The 22,485-nt window shown below is 63.6% G+C and carries 25 protein-coding genes, 1 tRNA gene and 1 pseudogene; 14 read left to right on the top strand and 13 right to left on the bottom strand.

The features are described 5' to 3' along the window. From ACNPNP_RS11880 to ACNPNP_RS11890, 3 genes and pseudogenes are all read right to left on the bottom strand, one after another. Nucleotides 1-287: pseudogene (locus ACNPNP_RS11880) on the bottom strand (RraA family protein); the annotation flags it as partial. Next, the gene (locus ACNPNP_RS11885) at nt 274-675 is read right to left on the bottom strand and encodes a RidA family protein (protein WP_448966251.1); all 402 of its coding nucleotides are present in this window, start codon (nt 673-675) and stop codon (nt 274-276) included. The gene ACNPNP_RS11885 and the pseudogene ACNPNP_RS11880, both read right to left, overlap by 14 nt. Continuing rightward, nucleotides 675-2,012, bottom strand: coding sequence for an MFS transporter (locus ACNPNP_RS11890; RefSeq protein ID WP_448966252.1), 1,338 nt, complete (start codon nt 2,010-2,012; stop codon nt 675-677). The genes ACNPNP_RS11885 and ACNPNP_RS11890 overlap by 1 nt, the downstream gene beginning before the upstream one ends. A gap of 276 nt (nt 2,013-2,288) precedes the next feature. Here ACNPNP_RS11890 and ACNPNP_RS11895 point away from each other — a divergent pair, with 276 nt between their 5' ends. Beyond that, the gene (locus tag ACNPNP_RS11895; RefSeq protein WP_448966253.1) at nt 2,289-3,491 is read left to right on the top strand and encodes a PucR family transcriptional regulator; all 1,203 of its coding nucleotides are present in this window, start codon (nt 2,289-2,291) and stop codon (nt 3,489-3,491) included. Nucleotides 3,492-3,543: 52 nt separating this feature from the next. On the opposite strand, the gene ACNPNP_RS11900 is transcribed toward ACNPNP_RS11895, so the two are convergent. Together ACNPNP_RS11900 and ACNPNP_RS11905 are read right to left on the bottom strand one after the other, a co-directional pair. Further along, complete coding sequence (locus tag ACNPNP_RS11900; RefSeq protein WP_448966254.1) at nt 3,544-3,801, bottom strand: helix-turn-helix domain-containing protein; 258 nt, start codon at nt 3,799-3,801, stop codon at nt 3,544-3,546. A 183-nt stretch (nt 3,802-3,984) separates the two neighbouring features. Beyond that, nucleotides 3,985-4,878 (bottom strand): hypothetical protein, encoded by an 894-nt coding sequence (locus ACNPNP_RS11905; RefSeq protein WP_448966255.1) that lies wholly within the window; start codon nt 4,876-4,878, stop codon nt 3,985-3,987. Between the two features lie 102 nt (nt 4,879-4,980). Between ACNPNP_RS11905 and ACNPNP_RS11910 the strand changes: the two genes are divergently transcribed. The 4 genes from ACNPNP_RS11910 (at nt 4,981) to ACNPNP_RS11925 (ending at nt 8,398) form a co-directional block, all read left to right on the top strand. Further along, nucleotides 4,981-5,310, top strand: coding sequence for a histone-like nucleoid-structuring protein Lsr2 (locus tag ACNPNP_RS11910; protein ID WP_448966256.1), 330 nt, complete (start codon nt 4,981-4,983; stop codon nt 5,308-5,310). Between the two features lie 104 nt (nt 5,311-5,414). Next, nucleotides 5,415-6,635 (top strand): exonuclease domain-containing protein, encoded by a 1,221-nt coding sequence (locus ACNPNP_RS11915; protein WP_448967244.1) that lies wholly within the window; start codon nt 5,415-5,417, stop codon nt 6,633-6,635. Nucleotides 6,636-6,735: 100 nt separating this feature from the next. Continuing rightward, the gene (locus tag ACNPNP_RS11920) at nt 6,736-6,990 is read left to right on the top strand and encodes a DUF3892 domain-containing protein (protein ID WP_448966257.1); all 255 of its coding nucleotides are present in this window, start codon (nt 6,736-6,738) and stop codon (nt 6,988-6,990) included. Between the two features lie 838 nt (nt 6,991-7,828). Continuing rightward, on the top strand, nt 7,829-8,398 hold the full coding sequence (locus tag ACNPNP_RS11925; RefSeq protein ID WP_448966258.1) for a hypothetical protein: 570 nt from the start codon (nt 7,829-7,831) through the stop codon (nt 8,396-8,398). A gap of 2 nt (nt 8,399-8,400) precedes the next feature. Here the strand turns inward: ACNPNP_RS11925 and ACNPNP_RS11930 are convergent, their stop codons facing one another. From ACNPNP_RS11930 to ACNPNP_RS11940, 3 genes are all read right to left on the bottom strand, one after another. Then, complete coding sequence (locus ACNPNP_RS11930; RefSeq protein WP_448966259.1) at nt 8,401-8,886, bottom strand: hypothetical protein; 486 nt, start codon at nt 8,884-8,886, stop codon at nt 8,401-8,403. Continuing rightward, nucleotides 8,883-9,503 carry an RNA polymerase sigma factor gene (locus ACNPNP_RS11935; RefSeq protein WP_448966260.1) on the bottom strand — a complete coding sequence of 207 codons (621 nt, stop codon included), beginning with the start codon at nt 9,501-9,503 and terminating at the stop codon, nt 8,883-8,885. Before ACNPNP_RS11935 ends, ACNPNP_RS11930 begins: the two co-directional genes overlap by 4 nt. Before the next feature lie 68 nt (nt 9,504-9,571). Continuing rightward, nucleotides 9,572-9,940 (bottom strand): helix-turn-helix domain-containing protein, encoded by a 369-nt coding sequence (locus tag ACNPNP_RS11940; protein ID WP_448966261.1) that lies wholly within the window; start codon nt 9,938-9,940, stop codon nt 9,572-9,574. A gap of 80 nt (nt 9,941-10,020) precedes the next feature. Between ACNPNP_RS11940 and ACNPNP_RS11945 the strand changes: the two genes are divergently transcribed. From ACNPNP_RS11945 to ACNPNP_RS11985, 9 genes are all read left to right on the top strand, one after another. Beyond that, nucleotides 10,021-10,830 carry a metallophosphoesterase family protein gene (locus ACNPNP_RS11945; protein WP_448966262.1) on the top strand — a complete coding sequence of 270 codons (810 nt, stop codon included), beginning with the start codon at nt 10,021-10,023 and terminating at the stop codon, nt 10,828-10,830. Between the two features lie 95 nt (nt 10,831-10,925). Next, nucleotides 10,926-11,219, top strand: a complete 294-nt coding sequence (locus tag ACNPNP_RS11950; protein ID WP_448966263.1) for a hypothetical protein — start codon at nt 10,926-10,928, stop codon at nt 11,217-11,219. Nucleotides 11,220-12,201: 982 nt separating this feature from the next. Next, a complete protein-coding gene (locus ACNPNP_RS11955) occupies nt 12,202-13,098 on the top strand; it encodes a hypothetical protein (protein ID WP_448966264.1) in 897 nt (298 codons plus the stop codon). Between the two features lie 565 nt (nt 13,099-13,663). Beyond that, nucleotides 13,664-14,560, top strand: coding sequence for a hypothetical protein (locus ACNPNP_RS11960; RefSeq protein WP_448966265.1), 897 nt, complete (start codon nt 13,664-13,666; stop codon nt 14,558-14,560). Next, nucleotides 14,560-16,374: a hypothetical protein gene (locus ACNPNP_RS11965; protein WP_448966266.1), complete on the top strand. Its 1,815-nt coding sequence runs from the start codon at nt 14,560-14,562 to the stop codon at nt 16,372-16,374. The genes ACNPNP_RS11960 and ACNPNP_RS11965 overlap by 1 nt, the downstream gene beginning before the upstream one ends. 74 nt (nt 16,375-16,448) lie before the next feature. Next, a complete protein-coding gene (locus ACNPNP_RS11970) occupies nt 16,449-16,886 on the top strand; it encodes a hypothetical protein (RefSeq protein ID WP_448966267.1) in 438 nt (145 codons plus the stop codon). A 472-nt stretch (nt 16,887-17,358) separates the two neighbouring features. Next, entirely contained in the window at nt 17,359-18,402 is a 1,044-nt protein-coding gene (locus ACNPNP_RS11975) for a nucleotidyltransferase family protein (RefSeq protein WP_448966268.1), read from the top strand. 311 nt (nt 18,403-18,713) lie between these two features. Continuing rightward, complete coding sequence (locus ACNPNP_RS11980; RefSeq protein WP_448966269.1) at nt 18,714-18,905, top strand: hypothetical protein; 192 nt, start codon at nt 18,714-18,716, stop codon at nt 18,903-18,905. A gap of 140 nt (nt 18,906-19,045) precedes the next feature. Then, on the top strand, nt 19,046-19,429 hold the full coding sequence (locus tag ACNPNP_RS11985) for a hypothetical protein (protein ID WP_448966270.1): 384 nt from the start codon (nt 19,046-19,048) through the stop codon (nt 19,427-19,429). A gap of 203 nt (nt 19,430-19,632) precedes the next feature. Here the strand turns inward: ACNPNP_RS11985 and ACNPNP_RS11990 are convergent, their stop codons facing one another. The 5 genes from ACNPNP_RS11990 to ACNPNP_RS12010 all read right to left on the bottom strand — a co-directional run bounded on the left by ACNPNP_RS11990 (nt 19,633) and on the right by ACNPNP_RS12010 (nt 22,458). Next, nucleotides 19,633-20,034 carry a hypothetical protein gene (locus ACNPNP_RS11990; protein ID WP_448966271.1) on the bottom strand — a complete coding sequence of 134 codons (402 nt, stop codon included), beginning with the start codon at nt 20,032-20,034 and terminating at the stop codon, nt 19,633-19,635. After that, on the bottom strand, nt 20,034-20,549 hold the full coding sequence (locus ACNPNP_RS11995) for an ImmA/IrrE family metallo-endopeptidase (RefSeq protein WP_448966272.1): 516 nt from the start codon (nt 20,547-20,549) through the stop codon (nt 20,034-20,036). Before ACNPNP_RS11995 ends, ACNPNP_RS11990 begins: the two co-directional genes overlap by 1 nt. A 110-nt stretch (nt 20,550-20,659) precedes the next feature. Then, nucleotides 20,660-21,034 carry a hypothetical protein gene (locus tag ACNPNP_RS12000; RefSeq protein WP_448966273.1) on the bottom strand — a complete coding sequence of 125 codons (375 nt, stop codon included), beginning with the start codon at nt 21,032-21,034 and terminating at the stop codon, nt 20,660-20,662. Nucleotides 21,035-21,365: 331 nt separating this feature from the next. After that, nucleotides 21,366-21,450: transfer RNA gene (locus ACNPNP_RS12005), tRNA-Tyr, on the bottom strand. An 87-nt stretch (nt 21,451-21,537) separates the two neighbouring features. Next, nucleotides 21,538-22,458: a carbohydrate kinase family protein gene (locus ACNPNP_RS12010; protein ID WP_448966274.1), complete on the bottom strand. Its 921-nt coding sequence runs from the start codon at nt 22,456-22,458 to the stop codon at nt 21,538-21,540. Nucleotides 22,459-22,485 lie beyond the last annotated feature (27 nt).

Genomic DNA, 22,485 nt, shown 5'->3' on the forward strand with positions numbered 1-22,485 from the left:
GGCGCAGCGGCCGCGGCGACGGTGACTGCTCCCACCGGTGCATGTTCGCCGCCATGCACCCGGATAACGAGAATGTCACCCGTGGTGAGAGCGATGACAGCTCGGTTGACGGCGACAGCGTCGGGGACGAGGAGGTCGAGGGTCACGGCGCTGCCCGCCATCCTGACTTCGGGCCCGACTCGATGCAGGCGGGGCGAGCAGAAGCCTTCGTCGAGCGTGTGTCCGAGGGTGGGGATCTCTACGGTCCCCAAGGCGAGCAGCAGATCATGGCAGTCAGCGGTCACCATCGTCGTCTCCGTCCTGTCGCACGACCGCTACGCAGTCGATCTCGAGGGAGGTCCCCCACAAGGCAACGCATACCGTCGTTCTAGCTGGAAGGCTGTCGCCGAAGTGTCGCCGATACACCGCGTTGTACACCTCGAGATGGTCGGCGTTCGTGAGGTAACCGTTCACCTTGACGACATGGTCGAGGTCGCTGCCCGAAGCGATGAGGATGGTGCGCAGATTCGTGAGCGCCTGGTCTATCTGGGCCTCGAACCCATGCGGAGTGCGTCCGTCCGCGTTGGTGGGGAGCTGGCCGGATGTATAGACGAACCCGTTCGCGATGATCGCATGGCTGAAAGCACCCACGGGATCGGCGAGCCCCGGTGCGGACGATACCCTCCTCACCGACATTAGGCCTGCGCCTCAGCAGTGTCCGCGAGGTCGATGTTCTTCCCCAGCCCCTCTCCCAGGAGGAGCAATGCCAGCAGAGACAGCACGGCCGCGAGCCCGACGTACCAAGCAATCGAGTCTGACTGCCCAGTCAGTGCGAGCAGCCACACCGTGATAGCGGGTGTGATGGCAGACCCGAGCAGGCCGGAGAGCATGTACGAGACCGAGAGTCCGGAGTACCGAACCTTCGATCCGAACAACTCGGCGAGGAACGTAGCGATGGGACCATAGTTGGCCGAGAAGGCGAGCATCATGAGCGAATATGCGACGAAGACGGCCCACGTCTCCCCTGTGTTGAGGAGCCAGAAGAACGGGAAGGCAAGCAAAGCTTCCGCGGCGATGCCGGCGGCAATGATGGGCTTGCGTCCGACTCTGTCGGAGAGACGACCGAATGCCGGGATACCCACCAGCGCGACGAGGCAGGACACGAGCACCACCCAGAGCATCAGGTTCGAGGAATGCCCGAGTTCGGTGGTGCCGTAGTTGACGCCGGACGCCACGAGGAGGGTGAACGTGGACCCGGTAGAAAGGGTAGCGACGCCGCCAAGGATGACCTGCTTCCAGTAGCGACGCATCAGGTAGGTGAACGGCAGCTTCGCTTTCGCGCCCCGCTCGCGAACCGCCTGGAAGCTCGGCGTCTCTTCAATGTTCAGCCGGATGTAAATTCCCACGCCGACGAGGATGGCCGAAAGCAGGAATGGGATGCGCCATGCCCACGCCACGAGCGCGTCGTTGTCGACGAGGGCCGTAACGACAAGGAAGGCGAGGTTAGCGAGCAGTGTGCCCGCGGGCACACCGATCTGCACCATCGACCCGTAGAAGCCGCGCTTGGTCTCCGGTGCGTGCTCTACCGTCATCAGTACCGCTCCGCCCCACTCACCACCGAGCGCGAGTCCTTGCACGACCCGCAAGGTGAGAAGGATGAACGGTGCCGCGATACCAATCGCGTAATAGTCCGGCACGAGGCCGATAGCAAAAGTTGCGATGCCCATCGTGATGAGGGAGACGAGCAGCATCGACTTGCGTCCGATGCGATCACCGAAGTGGCCGAAGAGCACAGCGCCGACGATCCGGGCGAGGTAGGCGGAGGCGAATGTGAGGAACGCAAGGATCGTCCCAACCGCGGGCGGCAGGTCAGGGAAGAACACCTGGTTGAAGACGAGTGCCGATGCGGTTCCGAAGAGGAACAGGTCGTACCACTCCACTGTGGTGCCGATGACGCTCGCAAATGCGATCTTCTTCATCTTCACTTGGTCGCCGCGACCGGTTACCGGTGGCGCCGCAGCTGCTGCGGACATGTGAGGTCTCCTCATGAAAGCGGATCGGGTGGAAAGTGCTCATGCCAGAGTGACTGGACTGTCGAAGATTGCCAACGTCGATTCGCACACGGATTCCGCTTACAACTAGTGATCTGCACAATCGATGGGTAGCATTCGAAGACACCAGGCTCTTGCGGCTCGCCGGCCGACCCCTGTCTTTCTGGGGCGAAAGGGCGTGATCGCTGCAACATCACGGTCTCGACCAAGGATTGTTTCTTGTACATTTCGTTGCCGTAACTATTAGGGGAGGCGCCGATGAACGATCCGGAGTGGGCGCAGATTCTTGCTCTTCTCCTCGAAGATCGACCCCGCTTGGTCGACGACTTCCTTGAGCGGCTGGCCGTGAGCGGAATTTACGAGGGCCCTGCACTTGACGCTGCTGATCTGCGTCGAGCGGCGTCCGACACACTCGAGCTGCTCATCCGACGCCTTGCCGGGCTTCCTACCAGCGTTTCCTTGGCGGGGGCCCCGGGGGCTCTCGGCGTGCGGCGTGCTCGCCAGGGGGTGGCCCAGGAGGCCCTAATGGAAGCCGTCCGCCTCGACTTCCGTGTCCTCTGGGCTGGCCTCGTCCGCGCCAGCGCCCACTCCTCAGCGGACATCCTCGTGCGGCATGCTGAGGAAGTCCTGTCGACTGTTGAGCGGTACATCGGCGAAGTTCAGACGGCTTTTCTCGCAGAATCCGCTGCCCTGGTGCGAGACGAGCGGGCAGATAATCGTCGCGCGTTCCTTCGCCTCCTCGGCGCAGGGGCTGATCTCGAACAGATTGCACCGCAGGTCGCCGATGCCATCGGACTCGGTCTTGACGATGCTCTAGAACTCGTGTTCGTGTCTGCAGGGCGTTCCACCCTGGCGAGACGACTCGTCGACGCCACGCACCGCCAGAACGACTATGTCAGTGCCGACATGGACGACGGCACAGTGTTCGTCCGACCGCACCTCTTGGGACTACCGCTCGCGTCCACGCTGAGGAACTGCGCGGGAGGACTCGTGCCAGCCGTGAAGGGCATCGCATCATTGCCGAAGGCAATCAGGCTGGCAGAGCGCATCGCCATGCAGTCGTCCGCCGACCACCTCGTCACAGAACGTGATGTGTGGCTCGCGCTTACTCGAGACGAAACCAACCAGAAGTTGTTCATCTTCGAGCGGACGACGGAATCTCTCGACGCCCTCCCGCCACCTGACCGCGCGCGGCTTGTAGAGACCATTCGCACCTACTGTGCAACGGGATCAATCAAACAGACAGCGGAGCGCCTGTTCTGCCACCGAAACACGGTGGTCAATCGCCTCCGCATGATCAGTGATCTGACCGCCTGCGATCTCACTGTCCCCGTCGAGGCCGCGCAGCTGCTGATCGCGCTAGGGATGGATGCCTCTGACGGTCCCGCCGCGATTACCGAGGTTCTCCCTCACGCCATAAGGCGTGATCGGGTCGCCTCACCTCCCCCCGCTGCGAGGTAGCAACTCTCCGAGATTTTGTGGACGGCCGCTCAGTGCAGGAGGCCCTAGAGGGTCAGAGGCTCGCGTCCGCGAAGAGCTCAGCAACCGAGATGCCCAGGACGCTGGCCAGACCACTGAGCGTGGCCATACGCGGGTTCGACGGTCCGACTTCATCTTTCCGACCGGACGCCCGCCCCGATTCGATGAGCTGAAGCTGATTCTTGGTGATACCCGCCTGATACGCGAGCGCCTCCTGGGAGAGACCTCGCGCAGTCCTCAGTTGACGGAGTGTCCCGCCGAGACGGATCGCGCTTTGTTCATCCCACACCATTCCAGCATGCGCACCCGGCCCAAAGAAACACACCCTATACAAAGGGACAGTTAGACATGTCCAACTGTGAGATGACAATTGCGGTGTGCGGTACCTCGCCGTTGATGTGAAGTGGTCTCGATCTCTGTAGTCGAATCGGCATAGTGCCTCGCACGGACGCTCTTCTGATTCACCGGGCTCGCCCTAGCTCAGAGTTCCGATCCAGGTGATGAGCTGAGCTAGAACAGCGGACCCCAGCGCTCCGCCGAGACCGGTGCTGAAGGCCTTCGTCGCCGCATCTCCGATCTCGCGGAAACGTGCGGGGCGTGCGGCGCCGCTGGCCTCGCTCCGCAATTGCATGGCAAAGTCGCGGGTCTGTGATGCGGAATCCGCGTCCAGCATCCCCGCGAGTTGCTCAAGCATGTCGGCCACGTGCTCCGCGCCCTCCCGACCGGCACCCTTCGTCTGGAGCTGGACCACGTTGTGGCTTTGATGGGCGATCTGCGCGTCACCGTGGATGACATACGAGGTTGCACCATCGTGGGCTGCATCGTTGACGTCACGACCCTGTTCCACCCAGTCCTCCCCTGTGACTGTCAGCTTCGGTCGGATCGGGTCCGGGCGTTGGTCGGATCCGGGGCCGTCGATGAAACCGCGATCTGCGAGCCATTTGCCGGCACGCATCAGCTCGGACATCGAGTACGGGTCCCCCAGGAACGTGGGCCCTGCTTGCAGAAACTCGTCCGAGTTAGCGAACGTGACGTCGCGGGTCTGCTCATACACCCAGCGCAAATAGTCGTTTCGAATCTGCCTCTCGCGGTGAACGATGTCGCCGCGGCGAGCAACGAAGTCCTCCCACACATCCCGACCCCGGGCGTTGGGTCGCGCGGCCCACCCTCCGGAATATCGCTCATCCAGGGAAATCAGCTCCTGGTCGCGGAGCGCTCGGGCGTCCGTGGTGACTGCCTGCCGTTCTTTCGCGTCTCCGGGGTCGGTCATCAGCATCCCCGGTGTCGCATGGGCTTCTCCCCCATCGACGACGTCGATGATTCGTCCGAGTAACGCGACAAGACGGTTTTCTGCGGGTGTTGTGGTCACGAGCGACAGCGTAGACCGCGGATCAGACATCAGGTCGGACGCCAGAAGTTAGTATCCACATGACGCGACGCACTCGGGCGTGGCCTTCGCGATTGGATTCCCATGGCACAACGGCGCACCGTCGAGCTCATCGACGACCTGGACGAGACCACCATTGAGGACGGCGGCACGCACACGTTCGCCCTCAACGGTGCGCGCTACGAGATCGACCTGAGCGCCGAAAACGCTGAGAAGCTGCGGGAGGCTCTTGCTCCGTTCATCGATGCGGGGCGACGCGTCAAAGGTGCGCCGGCGGGAAGACCATCACGCACGAAGAAGACGACATCGGATGGAACGAATGCCATCCGCGCGTGGGCGCAAGAGAACGGATATGTAGTCAGTGACCGCGGCCGCATTGCCGCACACGTTGTCGCGGCCTACAACGAGTCGTAACGAACATCGCGCGGTGTCAACGGCTCCGGAAACACCGGAATCCGAGCGAGAGCCGTCGTTGATTCATGCGCCCGAATCGGTACTCTCTGACCATGCACCCAGGGATGAACTTCACCGCCGTCGACTTCGAGACCGCTAACCGTGCTCGAGCGTCTGTGTGCGCGGTGTGTGCTGTTCGGATCCGCGACGGCGTCATCGTGGAAGAGTTCCGGTGGCTCATCTCACCTCCTGAGGGGTTCGATGAGTTCGAGGACAGCAACATCCGCGTTCATGGCCTGACGTCCGCGGACGTTGCTCACGCACCCGGCTGGGAGGCCGTCTACCCTCAACTGATGCAGTTCATCGACGGCGATGTGCTCGTCGGGCACAACGCTCGATTCGACGTGTCTGTGCTTCTCAACGCCACCGGCGTCTGCGACCTGCCGTGGCCGGAGCTGAACACCCTCTGCACGCTTCAGCTGGCGCGGGCTGCACTCCGGATCCCGTCGTACTCGCTCCCATGGGTCGCGGACCACCTGTCACTCGGAGGCTTCGACCACCACGACCCGCTCGCAGACGCGAGGACCACCGCCCAGGTTCTGCTGGCACTCGCCGAGAAGCAACGCGCGACAAGCGTCGAGGCCCTTGCGGCAGCCCTCAGCGTGCCCCTCGTCCCCACCTTCGTCGATGAGCTCGACGTGGTCGCGTCAGAGCTTGATTCCGCACCGGATCCACTCATCGCCGCAGGCTTTGAAGACGAGGCCGTGTGCTTCACCGGAGCGTTGCGCATGATGATCCGGGACGAAGCGCGGCGGCTTGTGACCGAGCATGGCGGGTTGGCGCAGGCTGGCGTGAACAAGAAGACGACAGTGCTGGTGACTGGCGACTTCGACGCTCGGACCTTCCGCCCGGGCGCGAACTTCTCCTCGAAACTGCAGAAGGCGTTCGATCTCGCGGATGCCGGCCAGACTCTAGAGATCATCACGGAGGAAGACTTCATCGCTCGGCTCTCGTTGAGCGAGGAAGCACTACGCAGTCGAATCTCCAGAGCTGGTGCGTCTCGACGCAAGTTGCCGGATTGGGTACTCACTCAATCCGGATCGAGTCCCGGCGATGACTACTGGGCGTGGTTCAGCGCCGCGCTCGCGCACCCGAACGGCCGAGCAACAGGCGGGGAGTCATGCATCTGGTGCGACGCCCCCGTGGGCCGGAGCACCCACTGGGTGCACCGCGACCGGCACGTGTGCGGAGTGCACTGCAATGAGCGGTTGAAGCGTGCCGCAGCACGAGCCTGGGAGAGGGACGGCAACCGTCGCCCGCCGATGGACGCGCCGTGGCTAGACTGACTCACTGCAGAATCTGAGACAACCTCTCATTCGAATCGTCGCCAGGCCCGGCCGGTGCGCTGAACTGTATGCAGCCGCACATGAAGCAAAGGGGATGGCCATGGCAGATTCAGTGATCAGGAATGTCCGGAAGAACTCCGAGGGCGACATCACCGATGTCGGAGTGAAAGGACAGTGGGAGCGAACGGTCGCATGGGTCGTTGCGTCCATCGAGAGCGGTTCCAACACGTTCTTCGTGAACGTCCCGCAGCGCGCGAACGTGATCGTCGCGAAGACGACGGCCGGCAAGAAGTTCCTCAAGACGACAGCCGACACGACGACGAAGAACAATCTGGATAACCTCCCGCCCCTCTAAACGGGAATCCTGAATCTCAGCACGAAGAACACGGCGTCGGCCACCGACGAGGATGGGTATGCCCGCGCTCGACAGCTCGCGTACGCGGTCCGTATCGAGCTCCTCAGCGAGGAACTCGACAGGCTAACCGTCGACGCCGCCGGGCGTACGGCGAGTGTGGCGAACCGTGCATTGTTCCTCGCCATCTCGGCTGGACTCTAGAACCTGTCTTGTTCTCTGCAGAGTCCCTCGACCTGCTCGCGCTGATACGGAGGAGGGGTCGGCGCTTTATCCCGCCTTCCAGGTGCATGACGGGAAGCTGATGAGGGGCGCGGCGAGGTTCTCCGCACGTCAGCTGTGGGACCGGGAGCCGTTGGACATGGGCGCAGTGTTCCGGCGCTCGTGACGCCACTGGGCGAGCAACGCTCACTCAGCAGGGCCAAGCACCTGTCAAGGCCGGTGGCGGCGTCTTACCCGGAGTCGTAGCGGGGAAGTTTGGCGCGCTGCTAAGGCGCCACGTGCGGAGGTTTCCCTATCGGGGTTTTCGGGGTGAAGGTGTCCCTCGTATCTACTACTTACTTCCCTCTCATACATGAACTAGCTACTACTCGGCAGAAGCCTGCGATCCCGGTCGAGAGCAGGGCTCCCCCCAGCCGAGGTCACCTTGGCAACGCTTGCCCGACCTGGCAGCGGCACGCAGGCTCCAGGACCCCCGCGGGTACAGAGATCGAGCCGGGCTTGTTGCCCTCTCCCGCGGAAACGCGGGGATCAGCAGAAACGAGGCGATAGCGGACCGGAACTCCACAGCCGGGCGAGGACATTCCGAAGCGAATCCAACCCCTATCGGAGGAGCTTCCCCTTGTCCCGACGACTCTCGGCAGCACTTATCGCCGTACTCGCCATCATCACTCCCACGCCCGCCCTCGCCTCGACCACCCCGGATACTCCTCCGGCGTGCACTGTCGGTGGGGTGGCGATCCCGGACGGCGACCCCATCCCGAACGATGTTCCGACCGTGATCTCCTGCTTCGACTCCGTCGAGGAAGCAGAGCAGTTCATCGAAGATGGCGCTCCTGGCGATTACGAGCAGCTTCAGCCTGGCGGCGCAGCATCACGCACCGCCGCCGCGGCGGCTACCGTCACCATCGGCAAGGTGTGGACGGGCACCTCACGCGGTGGATCCGTCCTCATCCACTGGGGTTCCGGGAGCGGCTGCTTCGGCGTCACCTACGGGTTCCCCACCCTCGCAGCAGGCTGGAACAACAACATCCGCTCCGCGGAAGGGTTCAGCAACTGCTGGTCCTCGCAGTACGACGGGACGAGCTACACCGGTGCCGTCGTCACGTGTGCGCCGTACTGTTCGGCGCTCGGGTCTTTGGCCGCGAAGACGTCCTCCATCGTTTACCGTCCGGTCGACACGTTCGGGTGAGGTCAGCTCTCGAATGGATGCAGACGCAGCGTTGAGCATTCGATGAGACCCGGGACGACCGCTGCCTGCCCATCAGTAGTCACACACATCGTGAACTCTGATGGCGCGGTCGCTGGAGCCGACGTCGCAGACAGTGGATCATCTTCCGCGAAAGCCCCCGACTCCCACATCTGAGTGCAGAGCGCCTCAGCATCCTTAATGGCCAGAACGCCGTCTGGCGTAGCGACACTGACTGCTGCGCCAGACAGCGTGCCATCGGGGTTCCGGAAGGGGCCTTCCATGCACTGCACGATGCTGGTCTCGCTGACCGGGCGCTCCTCGAGGAGAACGACAGCGGCGACACCGACTCCGGCGACGAGGAGGACGCTTCCGGCGATGGAGAGCCGCCCCCAGAGCGTCTTCCACCACACGGGGCGCGACAGGTCGCGGCGCATCTGCTCGATGAGGAGATCCTGCACCGCCTTGCGGTGCGGCATGCCATCGGTCATGCGTTCGCCTCCTTCGGCGTCGGAGCATACTCCTGCAGGCTCCCGCGGAGCTTCGTCTTCACACGGGAGAGCCTGGACTTCACCGTTCCCTCAGGAATCCCGAGAACGACTGCTGCCTCCGCCATCGGGAGCTCGTGGACGACGCAGAGAACGACAACGCTCGCGTCGCGAGGGTTCAATTGCACCAGCGCATCGCGAACACTCTGCGAGATTTTCATCACGTCCATAGCGCGGGCGACCTCGTCCGCGTGGTCGGGTACCTCACCGTCGTGCGGGATACGGCTGAGGAGCCGGTGGTACCGACGGCGCGAACGCAGACTGTTCTTCGCCGCAAACGAGGTGGTCGCCAGCAACCACGGCAGAACGGAGCCGTCGACGACACGAACTTTATCTCGCTTGCGCCACAGCTCGAAGAATGCCGTTGCCGCGACTTCTTCGGCGTCCCAGGTCGTGCGCATGAGGACCAGCGACATCCGATATACGGGACCTTGATGACGCTCATGCAACATGCGGTACGCCGGCTCATCGCCGCGCGACAGCCGAAACAGAAGCTCGCCATCGTCAGGCGACCTTATCTCCAAATGCTCCGACACTGCCCCACCTCGTGCTCGCGGCATTTCGGCCGCTCATGTCGAGTCTAAGCGGGATCTCTGCACACGCAGGCGGGTCGAATGTCGGGGAGACCTCACGCAGCTTCGACGGGACGAGAGACGCTGTTCAGCTCAGATAGACGGACATTTCGCGCTTCCCTCGGGCTGCACCGGAGATACCGATGGCACTGCGCTCGAAACGTCTCATAGGTGCCGTACCCGCACCGCTGCGCGATCTCCCACATGGGGATGTCCGGGTTGAACGCGGCGAAGGCAACAACCTGTCGTAGCCGCCGCCGGGCTATGAGTTCGCTGACGCTCGGAGCTTTCGCGAAGGCTCGGTCCAGTTGGCGTCGAGAAACATAGAGTTCCCGCGCCAGCCACGCCGGACCGACCCGCGGATTGCGGTAGTGATTGTCGATCAGTGCGAGGCAACGCTCACGCGAGGTTTCGGGCGATGCCACGCGACCGACGCATCGCGCCCAGCACTGGCATAAACAGACATGGCCTTGTAAAAAGGGTTAACGGCCAGAAGGAGGCTCTCATGGAAGCGCTTGAGTATCAACGTCGAATCGTCCTGCCTGATCAGCGCGTCGCGGTGTGCGGCGACGTGCACGGCAATGTGGGATGGCTGAGGATGCTCGCGAAAGCAGTGACCGCGCTCGCTCCTGACGTGACGACACTTCTGCAACTCGGTGACTGGTGGATGCAGCCCGAGGACCTTGATGACGCCTTCGCCGCGTCAAACATCAAACAGATCTACGTCACCCTCGGCAATCATGAGCCGTGGAATGAGATCACTCCGCTCCTCGACGCGTACCCCACGGCCGCCGTGCGGGTGTCTGACATCACATGGCTGCTTCCTCGTCCTGGTCGCCTGAGGATCGGCGACCGCACCGTGCTCTCGCTCGGTGGCGCGTCCTCCGTAGACAAGGCCTGGCGACAGCCAGAGGTGAGTTGGTGGCCGGATGAGGAGATCACCCAAGAGCACGTCGCCGCGGCCATCGCGAGCGGCCCGGCGGACCTGATGCTCACCCATGAGGGCCCCGCCCGCACACCTGTCCGAGCGGTGCAGGAGATCCTCCGGACGAATCCGATGGGATTCCCCGACGACGCCCTCGCCGCTTCAGCGACGTCCCGAGCGCGCGGCGCTGAGGTGTGGGATGCTGCGCGGCCAGAACTCCTGCTGCACGGCCATATGCACGTCGCTGGTGGCGGTGCCACCGAGGACGGTCGCCGAGTCGGCAGCCTGGGACGAGAAGGCCAGGAGGGACATCTGGGGTTTCTCAACATGAGCTCCTTGACTCTGCAAACCCCGAGCCTGAAGCAAATTCGAGAGGCGGCAGGGTTGTGACGGAGTCCGAGAAAGTGAATCCCTGGGCGGCGATTGTAGGCCCCTGCTACACCGCAGCCTCGCTCGCCCGCGCCCTCGGCTGGACGGAATCGGACGTGGCTGAGGCTGCTGCGTCACTCAGAGTGCTCGAGTTGTCGACGAGCGACGACACGGTGCTCTACCCCGCGTTTCAGGTGCACGAGGGACATCTGGTCGAGGGCATCGACCAGGTGCTTCAGGTACTGAGCACGGGTACGAACGGGAGATGGACCTGGGCGCAGTGGCTGAACACTCGAGTCGATGACGACACAGGCGAGGAGGCACCAAGCGCCATTGAGCAGCTGTGTGCAGGTCACCTCGAAGACGTGCTCCGCGATGCCAGACACACGGCCTGGGCATGGAGCAGCTAGCTCGCCGCATCGCAAGAGCCCGTCCCGGCTAGTCGCTGTCCCAGTGCGCCCAGCATGTGCGTCGAGTGCACGCCGGGCGTCTCCTGTCAGTCGGTGAGTCGGTTGATGAGCTGCGGGGTGGTGCCGACCGCCCAAGCTTGTCGAGTGTCGCGTACCGCGATAGTTCGCTGTGGAGTTTTCAGACACGGCCCCGGCGCGAGGCCTAAGCCTCGGGCTTCGGTCGCGGCTGCTCAGCAGTCCTGGGATCTGCTTCGACGGGGGATGTATTCTCCGCGACTCTCTCTCACGTATCACCCTGCGGCACATCTGGCGGGTTTCGGGCAGATTCGCAAAAATTCTTCAGATCCGGTCTCTGCCAAGGTCGCTGCCAAGGTCGGAATGGCCCGTTTGACCAGTCGGGAGTAGGAGATGCCCTCCTCCAGCCAAGGTGACCAAGCGCGGGGAGTATCCCTATAGAGATTTTGAGAGAGAAGTTGCCCCCTTCTCTTACTTCTTCTTTTTGATCTCTCATGAATAACACTTACTACTTGGCAGCCTTGGCAGCGGCCTCCGATCCCAGAGAAGAGTAGGGCAGACTCCAGCCAAGGCCTCCTTGGCAGAGCTTGGCAAAAATTGCCGAAATCGTACCGAATCCACGGTTTGGTATACCAAATTGAGTGAAGCAGGGCGCTGAACCCTTGGTCGACGCCGCCGATCTCGTTGAGGGTCAGCCCCCACGGGAATGCCGCACAACCGGTCGCAACTGCCTCACCGGGATGCATCCGAAGCGGCGTCAACGGGACACCGACAGCCTCCACCACCGGTGATTGGACGGTCCCGAATCGCCTTTTCCGCCGGAGGTGCGTCCTGATTCGATGAGCTGCAGCTGGTTCTTCGTGGTTTCCGGCCGGAGATCTCGACACGCCGATCTCAATAGGATGGGACATCTATACATGGCCTTATAAGGGATGCTATCGTCCTGACACCCCAAGAGGAGGTCAGGATGCAGTCAGATCGTCGCGTTGCACCCCCAGCACCCCTGGACCTCGTTCGGTACAAGCCGGACTTGCCTCAGGATGATTGGCTGCACATTCGGGAGTTCGTCGTGCTTGCGGCTGACGACGCCATCCCGCGGCTCGCGTATGCGGAGGCATCGGTCGTGAACGCGATTGCCCACCACGTGGACTGGTGCGTAAATGTCGCTGGCTACTCGATGACGCGCGAGACCGTCTTCCGTCGGGACGTCATCGGAGCAGCAGCATCTGTCATGGCAACGTCGCACAGCTCCACTCGGGGGCGCCGCCGGTCCCTCTTGCTCCGTGTCGGCGAGGTGCTAGGCGTCATTCCCGTAGCGAGGCCGCTCTCACCGCTCGCCGCTTCTACCCCGTCGGCGCCCTACACGCTCGACGAGATAGGCGGCATATCTCGTTGGGCCTACAACCAACTGGACCGCAAGATCCTGCCCGCCCGTGTCGTAGTCGCCCTCGGTTTCGGCGCGGGGCTGCCACCTCGAGATCTCTGCTCCGTTCGTCCGGTTGACGTGTGGGGGCACGGTCGGGCGGTACAACTCGCCGACCGCGTTGTCCCCGTGAGCGAGGACTGGCGCGATGAACTTCGCGAAATCGTCGCACTCTCCCCCGACGAATCCGCACCGTTGTTCCGCCCGAGCATCGCGGGCAGCAAGAACACGGTCACCAACTTCGTCGCGTCGTGCGCGGACGCTGGGATCCGCCCATCGGTTCAACGGATGCGCGCCACCTGGCTTGTCGAGCATCTCACCGCAGGAACTCCTATGCAGGATCTTCTGGCGGCGGCAGGCCTGCAGTCGATGGATGCGCTGGTTCGCTATGAGCGGTTTCTTCCTCCACCTTCGCGAGTTGCTCCCGAAGGTACGAACTGATGATGTTTTTCACCCGCGTGGACTGATGAGACCCGTCGCCGATGGCGAGAGAGACGGACGTCAGCGTCGCGCCTGCTCCACCGAGAAGCACCTCGAGGTCGATGAGGCTTGCCCACATGGCGCCGGTGAGCAGCCGGCTCACCTTCGGCCGATCCATCCCGATCTTCCTCGCGAACTCCGTCTGCGTTATGCCATCTGCTCTCAGGCGAAGGCGCACGATTCTCGCCGCTTGGTCTTGAATACGAGCCGCACGGCGTTCCGGGTCGGGATCATCAGGACCCGACCATGGCTGAGTATCACTCGAACCGAAGCGCGTGTAGTCCGGAACGTGATGGTTCGGCGGGTACCGGAAATCCACAGTGGCCTCGTCTGGTGCAGTCAATCGCTACAGATGCGCGGTGCAGTAGCTCGGTTCACAATACAGCGCTGCACTTCGCATGACACACCCATGACGAAGAACAGCGCCGACCGCCCCGACACATCCCCCCTGTGCGTTCAGACACCACAACAAGACCCAATTGTTGCTGCGTTGACAATACACTCGTGCACTTCGCATGAGGTGGTCATGAACAACAACCACTACATCCACAACTACACCCCGCTCTTCCTCGAGCCTGACGTCTGGGCCGACCTGGCAGAGTTCGTGCGAGGCACCGTCAGCCTCCGGTATTCGGAAGGACGCAGTGTCCGCGATACCGAACGAGCCCTCTCCACCCTCACCTCGTTCGCCGAGTGGATTCTCATCACAGGTGTCACCTCGGCCGATGAGATCGCGCTGAACGAACGGGTCATCAACTCCTACACCTCTCACCGCAAGTCCGAAGTCGAAGCTCCAGTCGCAGAACGCGAGCGCAAACTCCTGCGCACGCTGGCAGGGCTTCGCAACACGGTCGAGAAGCGGACGGTCGCCACCACAGCCACACCGTCGACGCCCTACTCGCTCATGGAGCAGGAGGAGATTCGCTACTGGGCACACTGGCAGCAGACCGACCACCGCACCCGCGGCGCCACCGCGGTCGCCGCTCTCGGGCTCGGTTGCGGCCTGACGTCGGAAGAGATGGCGCAGGTGCGGGAACAGGACATCATCGAGCTCGCCGACGGGCTGCTCGGGGTTCGGTTGAACGGCCGAACCATCCCGGTACTTGCGACATGGAACGACGAGCTCGCCTCGACCCTCACCGGCACGCCTGCACAGTACCTCGTGTCTCCGAAATCGGAGTTGCGCGTCAAGTCCGCGACCTCCGCCACCCTGAAAATCTGTGGACCGGATTCACCCTCGCCGCAGAGGATGAGGGCGACGTGGCTGCTCGCACACGTCGACGCATCTACCAACGTCTTCGCCCTGATGGCCGCTGCCGGGCTCAGCGCCCCCGACTTCCTGCGCCGACTCGCAAGCTTCGCGTCGTTCACGCCCGCAGCGGAGCAGGCCGCGACGTTCCGTCTCGCAACGGAGGTGAAGTGATGACCGCGCACCTTCTCCCCATCAACGTCGTCAAGTGGGCCGCGAACATCGTCGACACCTCCGGCGTCCTGGACAAGGTCTGCATCTGGGAGCAGGAAGACCGCAAGTACCGCGGTGGCCGCCCCACATCCCTCAACGTCCGTGCCACGCTCATCGCATGGCTGATTGTCGCGTTCGAACAGCAGCCGCTGTACTCGATGCGCGTCGCCGAAGTCCTCTCCGTCCGCATGACCCCGGAAGCGGCCGTCATCATGGGTGCACCACTGGACTACGCCAACGCCAAGTACGCAGATATGCAGAACCGCGTCGAGCGAGCCACGAACCGTCTGCTCGCCGTCATGGACTACAGGCCACTATTGAACCGACAGCGCCGGGTTCTGAAAGGCGAGTTCGCGGCCATCGAAGAGGACCGCGCGTTGCGTGCCGACGAGCTGGAGAACAAGAGACTGCGGCTGTTCCGCTTCGCCAACGACCTGCTCCACGCGCAGTACGACTCGCTGCCGGAGTCCGCGAAGACGCATGAGCTAAGTCTGACCATCGACGCCACCTTCCTCGCAGCTCCGAGCCGCGGGATGTCCAAGGACCAGAAGGAGAAGCGTCGCGACGCCGAGACTTTCCCGCTGGACCCAGATGCCGGCTGGTATTACCGCGAGTACGACCAGCGCGACAGCTGGGATGGCACCGAGACCCACGCGAAGAAGGGCGGCTACGGATACGAGGCGGAACTTGCCGTGCTCGTTTCGAACGACGCCGAGCACCGCGAGTCGGTGCCGCACATCATCGTCGGCTTCAACTTCCACCGGCCGTCGAAAGCATGGAACTTCCATGCGCGAGAAGTGTTCGACGACATCCTCGCCTGGGGGCACGGGTTCGGCTACATCATCGGCGACCAGGCGTATCTCCCGAACGCCAACCCTGCGATGCTGCAGACCCCGCTGCGAGAGAACGGAGCGATGCTGAGCATGCGCTACCCGGTTGCATCGTCTGTAGCGTCCAAGGGCGAGGGCACGAAGCAGGCTATCGCCCACGGAGCCTTCATGCTCGAGGGACGATGGATGTGCCCGGCCACCCCGATGACGCACCGCGACATCATGCTCCGCTACAACAAGGCTGTGCAGGAGGACAAGAAGAACCCGAAGCTCACGAAAGCCATGCGGGAGGAGCGCGAGGTCAGCCACCGCCAGCGCCGCTACGCGCAGTTGCAGGAGCGCGCGAAGTGGGAACTCGGACAAAAAGACGTGAAGGCGAACGGGAATCTCATCATGACGTGCCCCGCGTCCGGGTCGAACCGGCACCTGGACTGCCCCCTCAAGCCGAATGAGCCCGCTCCGAAGGCGGGCATCGACCTGATGACCGTCGAGAACACGCCGAAGATGCCCGGCGACATCTGCACGAACAAGAACAGCGTCACCTTCGAAGCCGAGCACGGCGCCAAGTACCGCCAGCACCACCGATACGGCACGGCAGAGTGGGACGACATGCATACGTATGGCCGCCAGACCATCGAGTCTTACAACCGGTCGCTGAAGCGCTCCGACAACAGCTTGCAGGACTCCACGAATCGTCGACTGCGGGGTGAGGCGAGCCAGGCGTTCCTGACCGTCCTGGGTGTCGTCGCTCAGAATGGCCGCAACATCTACAGGTGGCTGGATGAAGAGTATGACGAGAACCGGCCCGCAGCGGCGCCCCGGAGACGTCAGAAGCGCACCAACCACCATGCTCCGGTCAAGCGCACGACAACGCGTACGAAGAAGAAGCCGAGCCGCGACCTGTCTGCGAGTCGCCGTGCACGATACGGCCTGATTCCGGCGTGACGCACATGCTGCGCTAGCCCGCGCATGGAGGGGGTGTCCGAAACCCGGACGCCCCCTTCACTCAAGGAGCCACCATGACCTTCTCGCAGCCCGTGCACGCCGACGACTACGTCGGAGACATCACCGTCGACATCGGCCTCGACCTGTACGAGCGGCTCGATGACCGCTACCCCGGGAAGATCCGACCGGATGACCGGGACGGCTCGCTCACCACGGTCCCCGGTCACACGATCTTCGTGCCGTCGTCCGCATCGCCCGCACCGAGCACCGATCCCACCTCCACCGGCAACGCGGCCTCCCGGATCTTCCCCATCCTCATCGGGGATCTGCAGCGGCAGCTGGTTGAGGCGGGAATCGAGGAAGACTCGGACGGGTGGAGCTTTGCCTACACCTGGGACGGCCACGGTCTCTTCAACGACTGCCAGTTCGTCGAGCAGGGGTTCCGCTTCGACGCGTATGTCGAGGTGTTCCCCGAACCGGTGAACGAGACCGATCCGGAACGGACGCCGTAGCCGCCGGCGTTCTTCACCGACGGGACGCCCTCCGAGGGATGACCGACCGTCCGGTTTGGGTCCATCTCAGGATTGGCCCAGCCCCGAACAGCGGACTGCGGCGCAGAGAATCACATCCTTGTAATTTCGAGGGATCCTCCCACGCGCTAGAGCGGCCACCACAAGGCACACGCTCGCCCCTCGTGCCGTAGATTGCCCCACCACCTCTTACACCTCATGGACCCCGCCATCGGCGCTCTGAGGCGAAAAAGCCTCACCCAATGTCGGATGCCGCACGTAGAATGAGAGCGAGAGGAAAAGAACGACCCCGACTCACTCCGAGCCGGGGCTCAGGTAGGTCGGGGCCGGTTGTCTTGGCGGACTATTTTGACCCTAGGCGCAATTCGTTGCGTGATCAAGCTCACGCCGTGAGCTTGATCGGCCTACCTTCCTGCGGCGGACCCTCCGCTGCTGTCAGAGAAGGAGGCCCATCGTGGACACCCACCATCCGTATCCGACCATCGAGCAGGTCGTTAACATCGCGCGCACGCGCATCCAGGTCACCGACGACGAGTTGGGTGAAGCGCGAGCCCGTCGAGCTGCGCTTGCCCGCGCTTTGCACATCGCGTTCCCCGGATCTCGCCACTACTTCAACGGCAGCATCGCGCACGGCGATGCGCTCACACCACTCACCGACGTGGATCTTGGGGTCGTCGTCCCGAACACGCTCGGGGTGTACGGCCCCGGCAAGAAGTGCCCCACCGAACTGCAAGAGCACGCGGCAAGGATCATCCGCCGGGAGTTGGCCGATGCATACCCGGACCTGCGTATCGAGTTTCGTGACCGCAAGCGCTCCATCCTGATTCGGTTTCGCGACCCCATCCGCGCTGGCCAACCCGACTTCACCGCCGACGTCATCATCGCCATCGACAACCCATCCGGCGACGGCCTCTACATTCCCCGTTTCACGGGCTGGGACCGTTCACACCCGGAGAAGCACACACAGCTCATCGCCGACGCAAACACCCGCACCGCGTCGGTGTTCGCACGCACCATTCGACTGCTCAAGCACTGGAACCGCATGAATGGTGCAACCCTGTGCACCTGGAACATCAAAGCCCTCGCTCTGGATGCGGGGCTCACCGCCGGCGCACTGATCACAGCAATGCGCACCTGGTTCGACTACGCCATCGTGTCTCTCCAGCAGGGCGAGACCCAAGACCCCGCGCACGTCAGCGACAAGCCCATCAAGCTGAACGCCACACCTACCGAGGTGTTGCGACGTCTGCGAGACGCATCCACTCGGCTGGAGAAAGCCGTCGAGCTCGACCAGGCCGGATTTCCGGTGCTGGCTTGCAAGGAGCTTGCGGACATGTTCAACGACGAACGTATGCTCCCATCGCCGTCCCGCGCGGACCTGCTGCGTGAAGGAGCACGCTTCTACAATTCCCCTGCGAAGACTTTCGGTGTCCCCACGCTCGTCACCTCCACGCCACGCCCGACGACAACTCCGGTGCGCTCGTGGGGCCTGCGATGACGTGTGCGGGGCTCCCCCGCGCACACCTGGCGGAGCCTCTGGGCGTGAAAGTCGAGCGCTGGTGGGGAAACGACCTCGCGTGGACATACCCACTCGAGGCTGGCGCGCGGCGCCGGTACGGGAACTCGCTGCGCCGGGTGGAGCGTCCGGGGCGCCTCACGTACACACTCGAGGTGCAGGTGGCCGGGCGAGCCGACCCGGTTCCGATACGTGTCGAGTTCCACCGCGTCCCGCCCTACCCCAGGTACGGTCTGCACCCCCGGGATTACCCCAGAGTGTTCGCCGCCCCGGGTGCTCTCTCCCCGCATCGCATGCCTGACGACAGCCTGTGCCTGTACTACCCCAACGATCCGCCGTCCCACCGTTGGACTTCAGACAAGGGTCTTGAAGAGCTGTTCGCCCTCGCTGCCCGCCACCTGTTCGCCGACGAGTACTGGCGCAGCAGTAACGCGACCTGGCCGTTCGCGGAAGCTCCCCACGGATTCTCCGAGGCCGAGTCATGACATGCGACAGTGTGTGGTCGGCGTGTTTTTGGCTGTCGGAGGCAGGAGCGACCATCGTCGCTGCGCTCCTCGCCGCGGGATTCGCAGTCCTCGGGTACTCGTGGCAGCAACAGCATGCCCGCGCGGATAAACGAGCACTTATGTACGGCGAAGCTCTTCGCGCGGTCGAAGACTACGCTGAGGCACCATTTCTGGTTCGTCGCCGCGAAGGTAAGGGCGCGCGGGCCGCCGTCAGCACACAGATCAGCGCGATCCAGTCACGACTTGCGCTCAGCCGCGCACTACTGGACATCTCTGCCGATGCACGCATCGCGGCGTCTTACCGCCACCTCGTCGGGGTGACCAAGAACGTGGCCGGCGCAGCGATGTCTTCCACGTGGCGGTCGCCACGGATCCGTCGCGACGCAGACATCCCCTGCCCGCATCCGTATGACCGGACAAAGATCCTCGCCGCCCGCAGGGAATACCTCCAAGCCATTCGGCGGTTCGACCGTGGCGCCTCCCGGCGGGTGAACGGCTCGTAATGGGCGGCCGCGGTCGTCAGCGTTCCTCGGCGCGCGGCGCGACGACGCCGCGCGCGCGTCATCGGTGGGCGAAGACACAGTCAACGCGAGTTCGGCATCCAGCAGTGCCTTCGTCTTCGGTCTAAGTAGTGGCGCGCACGACGACGGCGCACGGGCAGAAGGTCGCCTGGGAAGTCATGTGTCCACCGGATCGGGGACTCTGATCAGCCGAGGGGTACGAACACCCCGAAGAGAGTCTTCGCGGCCCCGACAGCCAGCGTCCCCAAAAGGATGAGAACAACAGCACAGATCGCCACAAAGTCAGCAACGTAGCAAAACTTGTACAGCACCGGTGCGGTCGCGATGTGCTTTTCCACGCACGCGCGCCGATCCTTGATACGTGGATACCTCGACACGGCAAGTCTTTCGAACAGCGCGTGGAACGGGTGGAACGCGAACGCCATGGCGAGCAGTTGCACGTTCGGATCCGTCTTCGAGGGCGCATCTGTCAGGCCCTGCATCTCCCGAGCACCGGCCGGCTCGCTGACAGGTTTGGGAAGCGTGGGCGCCGCGGGAACCGCGTCATCTGGGAGCGCGTCGAAAGTCGTAAGAGCGTCGTCGGACATCAGTAGGCGAGGTTCAGGTGGCGCAGCCGCCACCCCATGGCGCTTGTCGAGACGTCGAACAGGCTGGCGAGTTGGAAGATGTTGGGGTTCTTCCCATGCGCTTCACGAAGGTCGTTCTCAGGCATGAGGATGCTCGCCGCGAACTCGTTGGCGTAGATCTCGTCCGCCCGTCCCGAACCCTCCTCGGAGCGCTTCTCGACATAGCCGACGCCCGCCTCGAGCACCCCACGATTAGCCACGACGTGACCCACCTCATGCGCGACAGTGAACCGCTGACGCACACGGGGGTTGTCGACGTCGACGAAGATCTCGATTCCGTTGGTCGTGCCCTTCACCATGCCGTAGACGTCGTCACCAAGCTGTGCCGAGAATACCTGAGCGCCCATGTCACGGGCTATGGCGATGGGGTCAACGGGGATGACGGCGTCCTTGAGATAGAGCTCTGCGGTGTTCGCCGCGTCCGCGCGCGCCTTCTGTCGGATCTGCCCGACCGTCAGCCCTGCAAGTTCGCTCATCCGTCCTCCTCTCGCCTTCAGCATAGTTTCCGGTGAGGCTGCGCCCACTCAGGGACATACCCTACGGCAGACCGGCGACATCAAGCCCGCACGTGGCTGGAACCGTCGCGCTAGCCGGTTGCGGGGATCGCAAAGAACTGTAGCCCCACCATCCAACATGCAATGAAGACAATGGCTCCCACCACGACGACAAGCAAGATCGTCGTGGCGACACACCGCATGCGAGAGTCACGAGGCCACCTGAACGATTCCAGCAGCGATGGCGTCAGTGAGAGCGCGAAGGTACCGAACGCGACTGTCTCGGCAGTCGTTGCGAAGTTCCACCGCTCGACTTCGATACTTGAAGCCGCCGGACGAGGATCGCCTTGCATGGTGCCCATGGCCAGTGGACTGACTGCGAGGAGCGCGGCCGGAATGGGTATCAGAAGTGCCCGAGTGATGAGCGCCAACTTCGGTTTCGTGGTGGTGGCTTCGGTCGTTGCCATGCTGACCCCTCGCTCGTCGATGACCCTGTGGAAGGTGGGCGCGGCCAGTTCACGTCCGCCCGCGCTCCCGGGCACGAGTGGATGAGCCAGCTGGTGACGCCTCCGACCACCGGTCCGTAGGCGCAGCACGACCGCTCTATACGCTCGCGGGTCCTGGACACCTCTGGCCGACATCAGGGGCTGCTCTTCGGCTAAACCCACGCTGGCCTGTCGACAAGGCGTTCTTCGAGCCCAAAACGAGGAAAGCCACCGGATATCCGGTGGCTTTCCTCGTTTGACCTGGCATTCTGAGATACGGGAATGAAAATCCCGAGATACGCGAATACCCCTGTGGTGGCGAGTGAGGGATTCGAACCCCCGAATGCGATGCAGTCTGATTTACAGTCAGATCCCTTTGGCCGCTTGGGTAACTCGCCAAGTGCACACCCGTCCAGCTTGTACAGCCAACCGGGGGCGCGAGAATCAAGCATACCCGCCGGAAGCGGGTCTAAGAAATCGAACGGTCAGCTCCCGCGGACCCCGCGCTCACCATCCTCGAGCGACTCGGGCGTGCGCAGCAGACCGCCCTCCGCGCGACACGTCGCGGCGGCGACGTCCATCGCCCGATCGAGCAGCTTCTGCCAGTCCCCCGCCGCCTGCGGACGCACCCCGACGAGGCCGGCGGCGACGGCGGAGAGCGTGGCATCGCCCGCGCCGACAGTGTCGATGACCGCTCCTGGCAGGTGCGAGATCGGGGCGGCGACGGTGCCGGCATCCGCCTCGAGGGTCGCGCCGTCCTTGCCTGCCGTCGCCAGCACGGCGTCGGCACCCAGCTCCCGCAGCCGAGACCGCAGAGCGTCGAGATCGCCGTCGTAGAGCAGCGCGGCATCATCCGCGCCGACCTTGACGATCGCGGCATCCGCGGCAAGCCTCTCGAACCCGCGCACGAACTCGCCGCGGTCGCTGAGCATGCCGGAACGCGGGTTCGGGTCGATCGCCACTCTGACGCCGACGAGGGCCTCTGCGACAGCATCCACCTCAGCTGGCACGTCGAAAGGGAAGCAGCTGATCACGGCCAGGTCGGCGTCGGCGAGCGCCGCGCGGGCTTCGTCGCCGTAGCGGATGCTGCGCCGCTGAGCCGCCTCGTTGAAGACGTAGGTGGGCTCGCCGCGCGCATCGCGCTGCACGACCGCACGCGAAGACCCGAGCGGCGCATCGCTGGCGACCAGGCGCACATCGTGGTCGGCGAGGTACTCGCGGATATGGGCGCCAGCCACGTCGTCGCCGACCATCGCGATGAGCGTCGTCGGGACGCCGAGCCTGCGGAGGCCGACGGCGACGTTCAACGCGGCACCGCCGACCAGCTCGCGCACGCCGCCGGCGTCGTGGATCTCGTCGATGAGGGCGTCGCCGATGACGACGGCGCTCGAAGTGCTCTGCTGCATCCATCAATTCTGGCCCATGATCAGCAT

This window comes from Microbacterium xerophyticum (assembly GCF_053543555.1).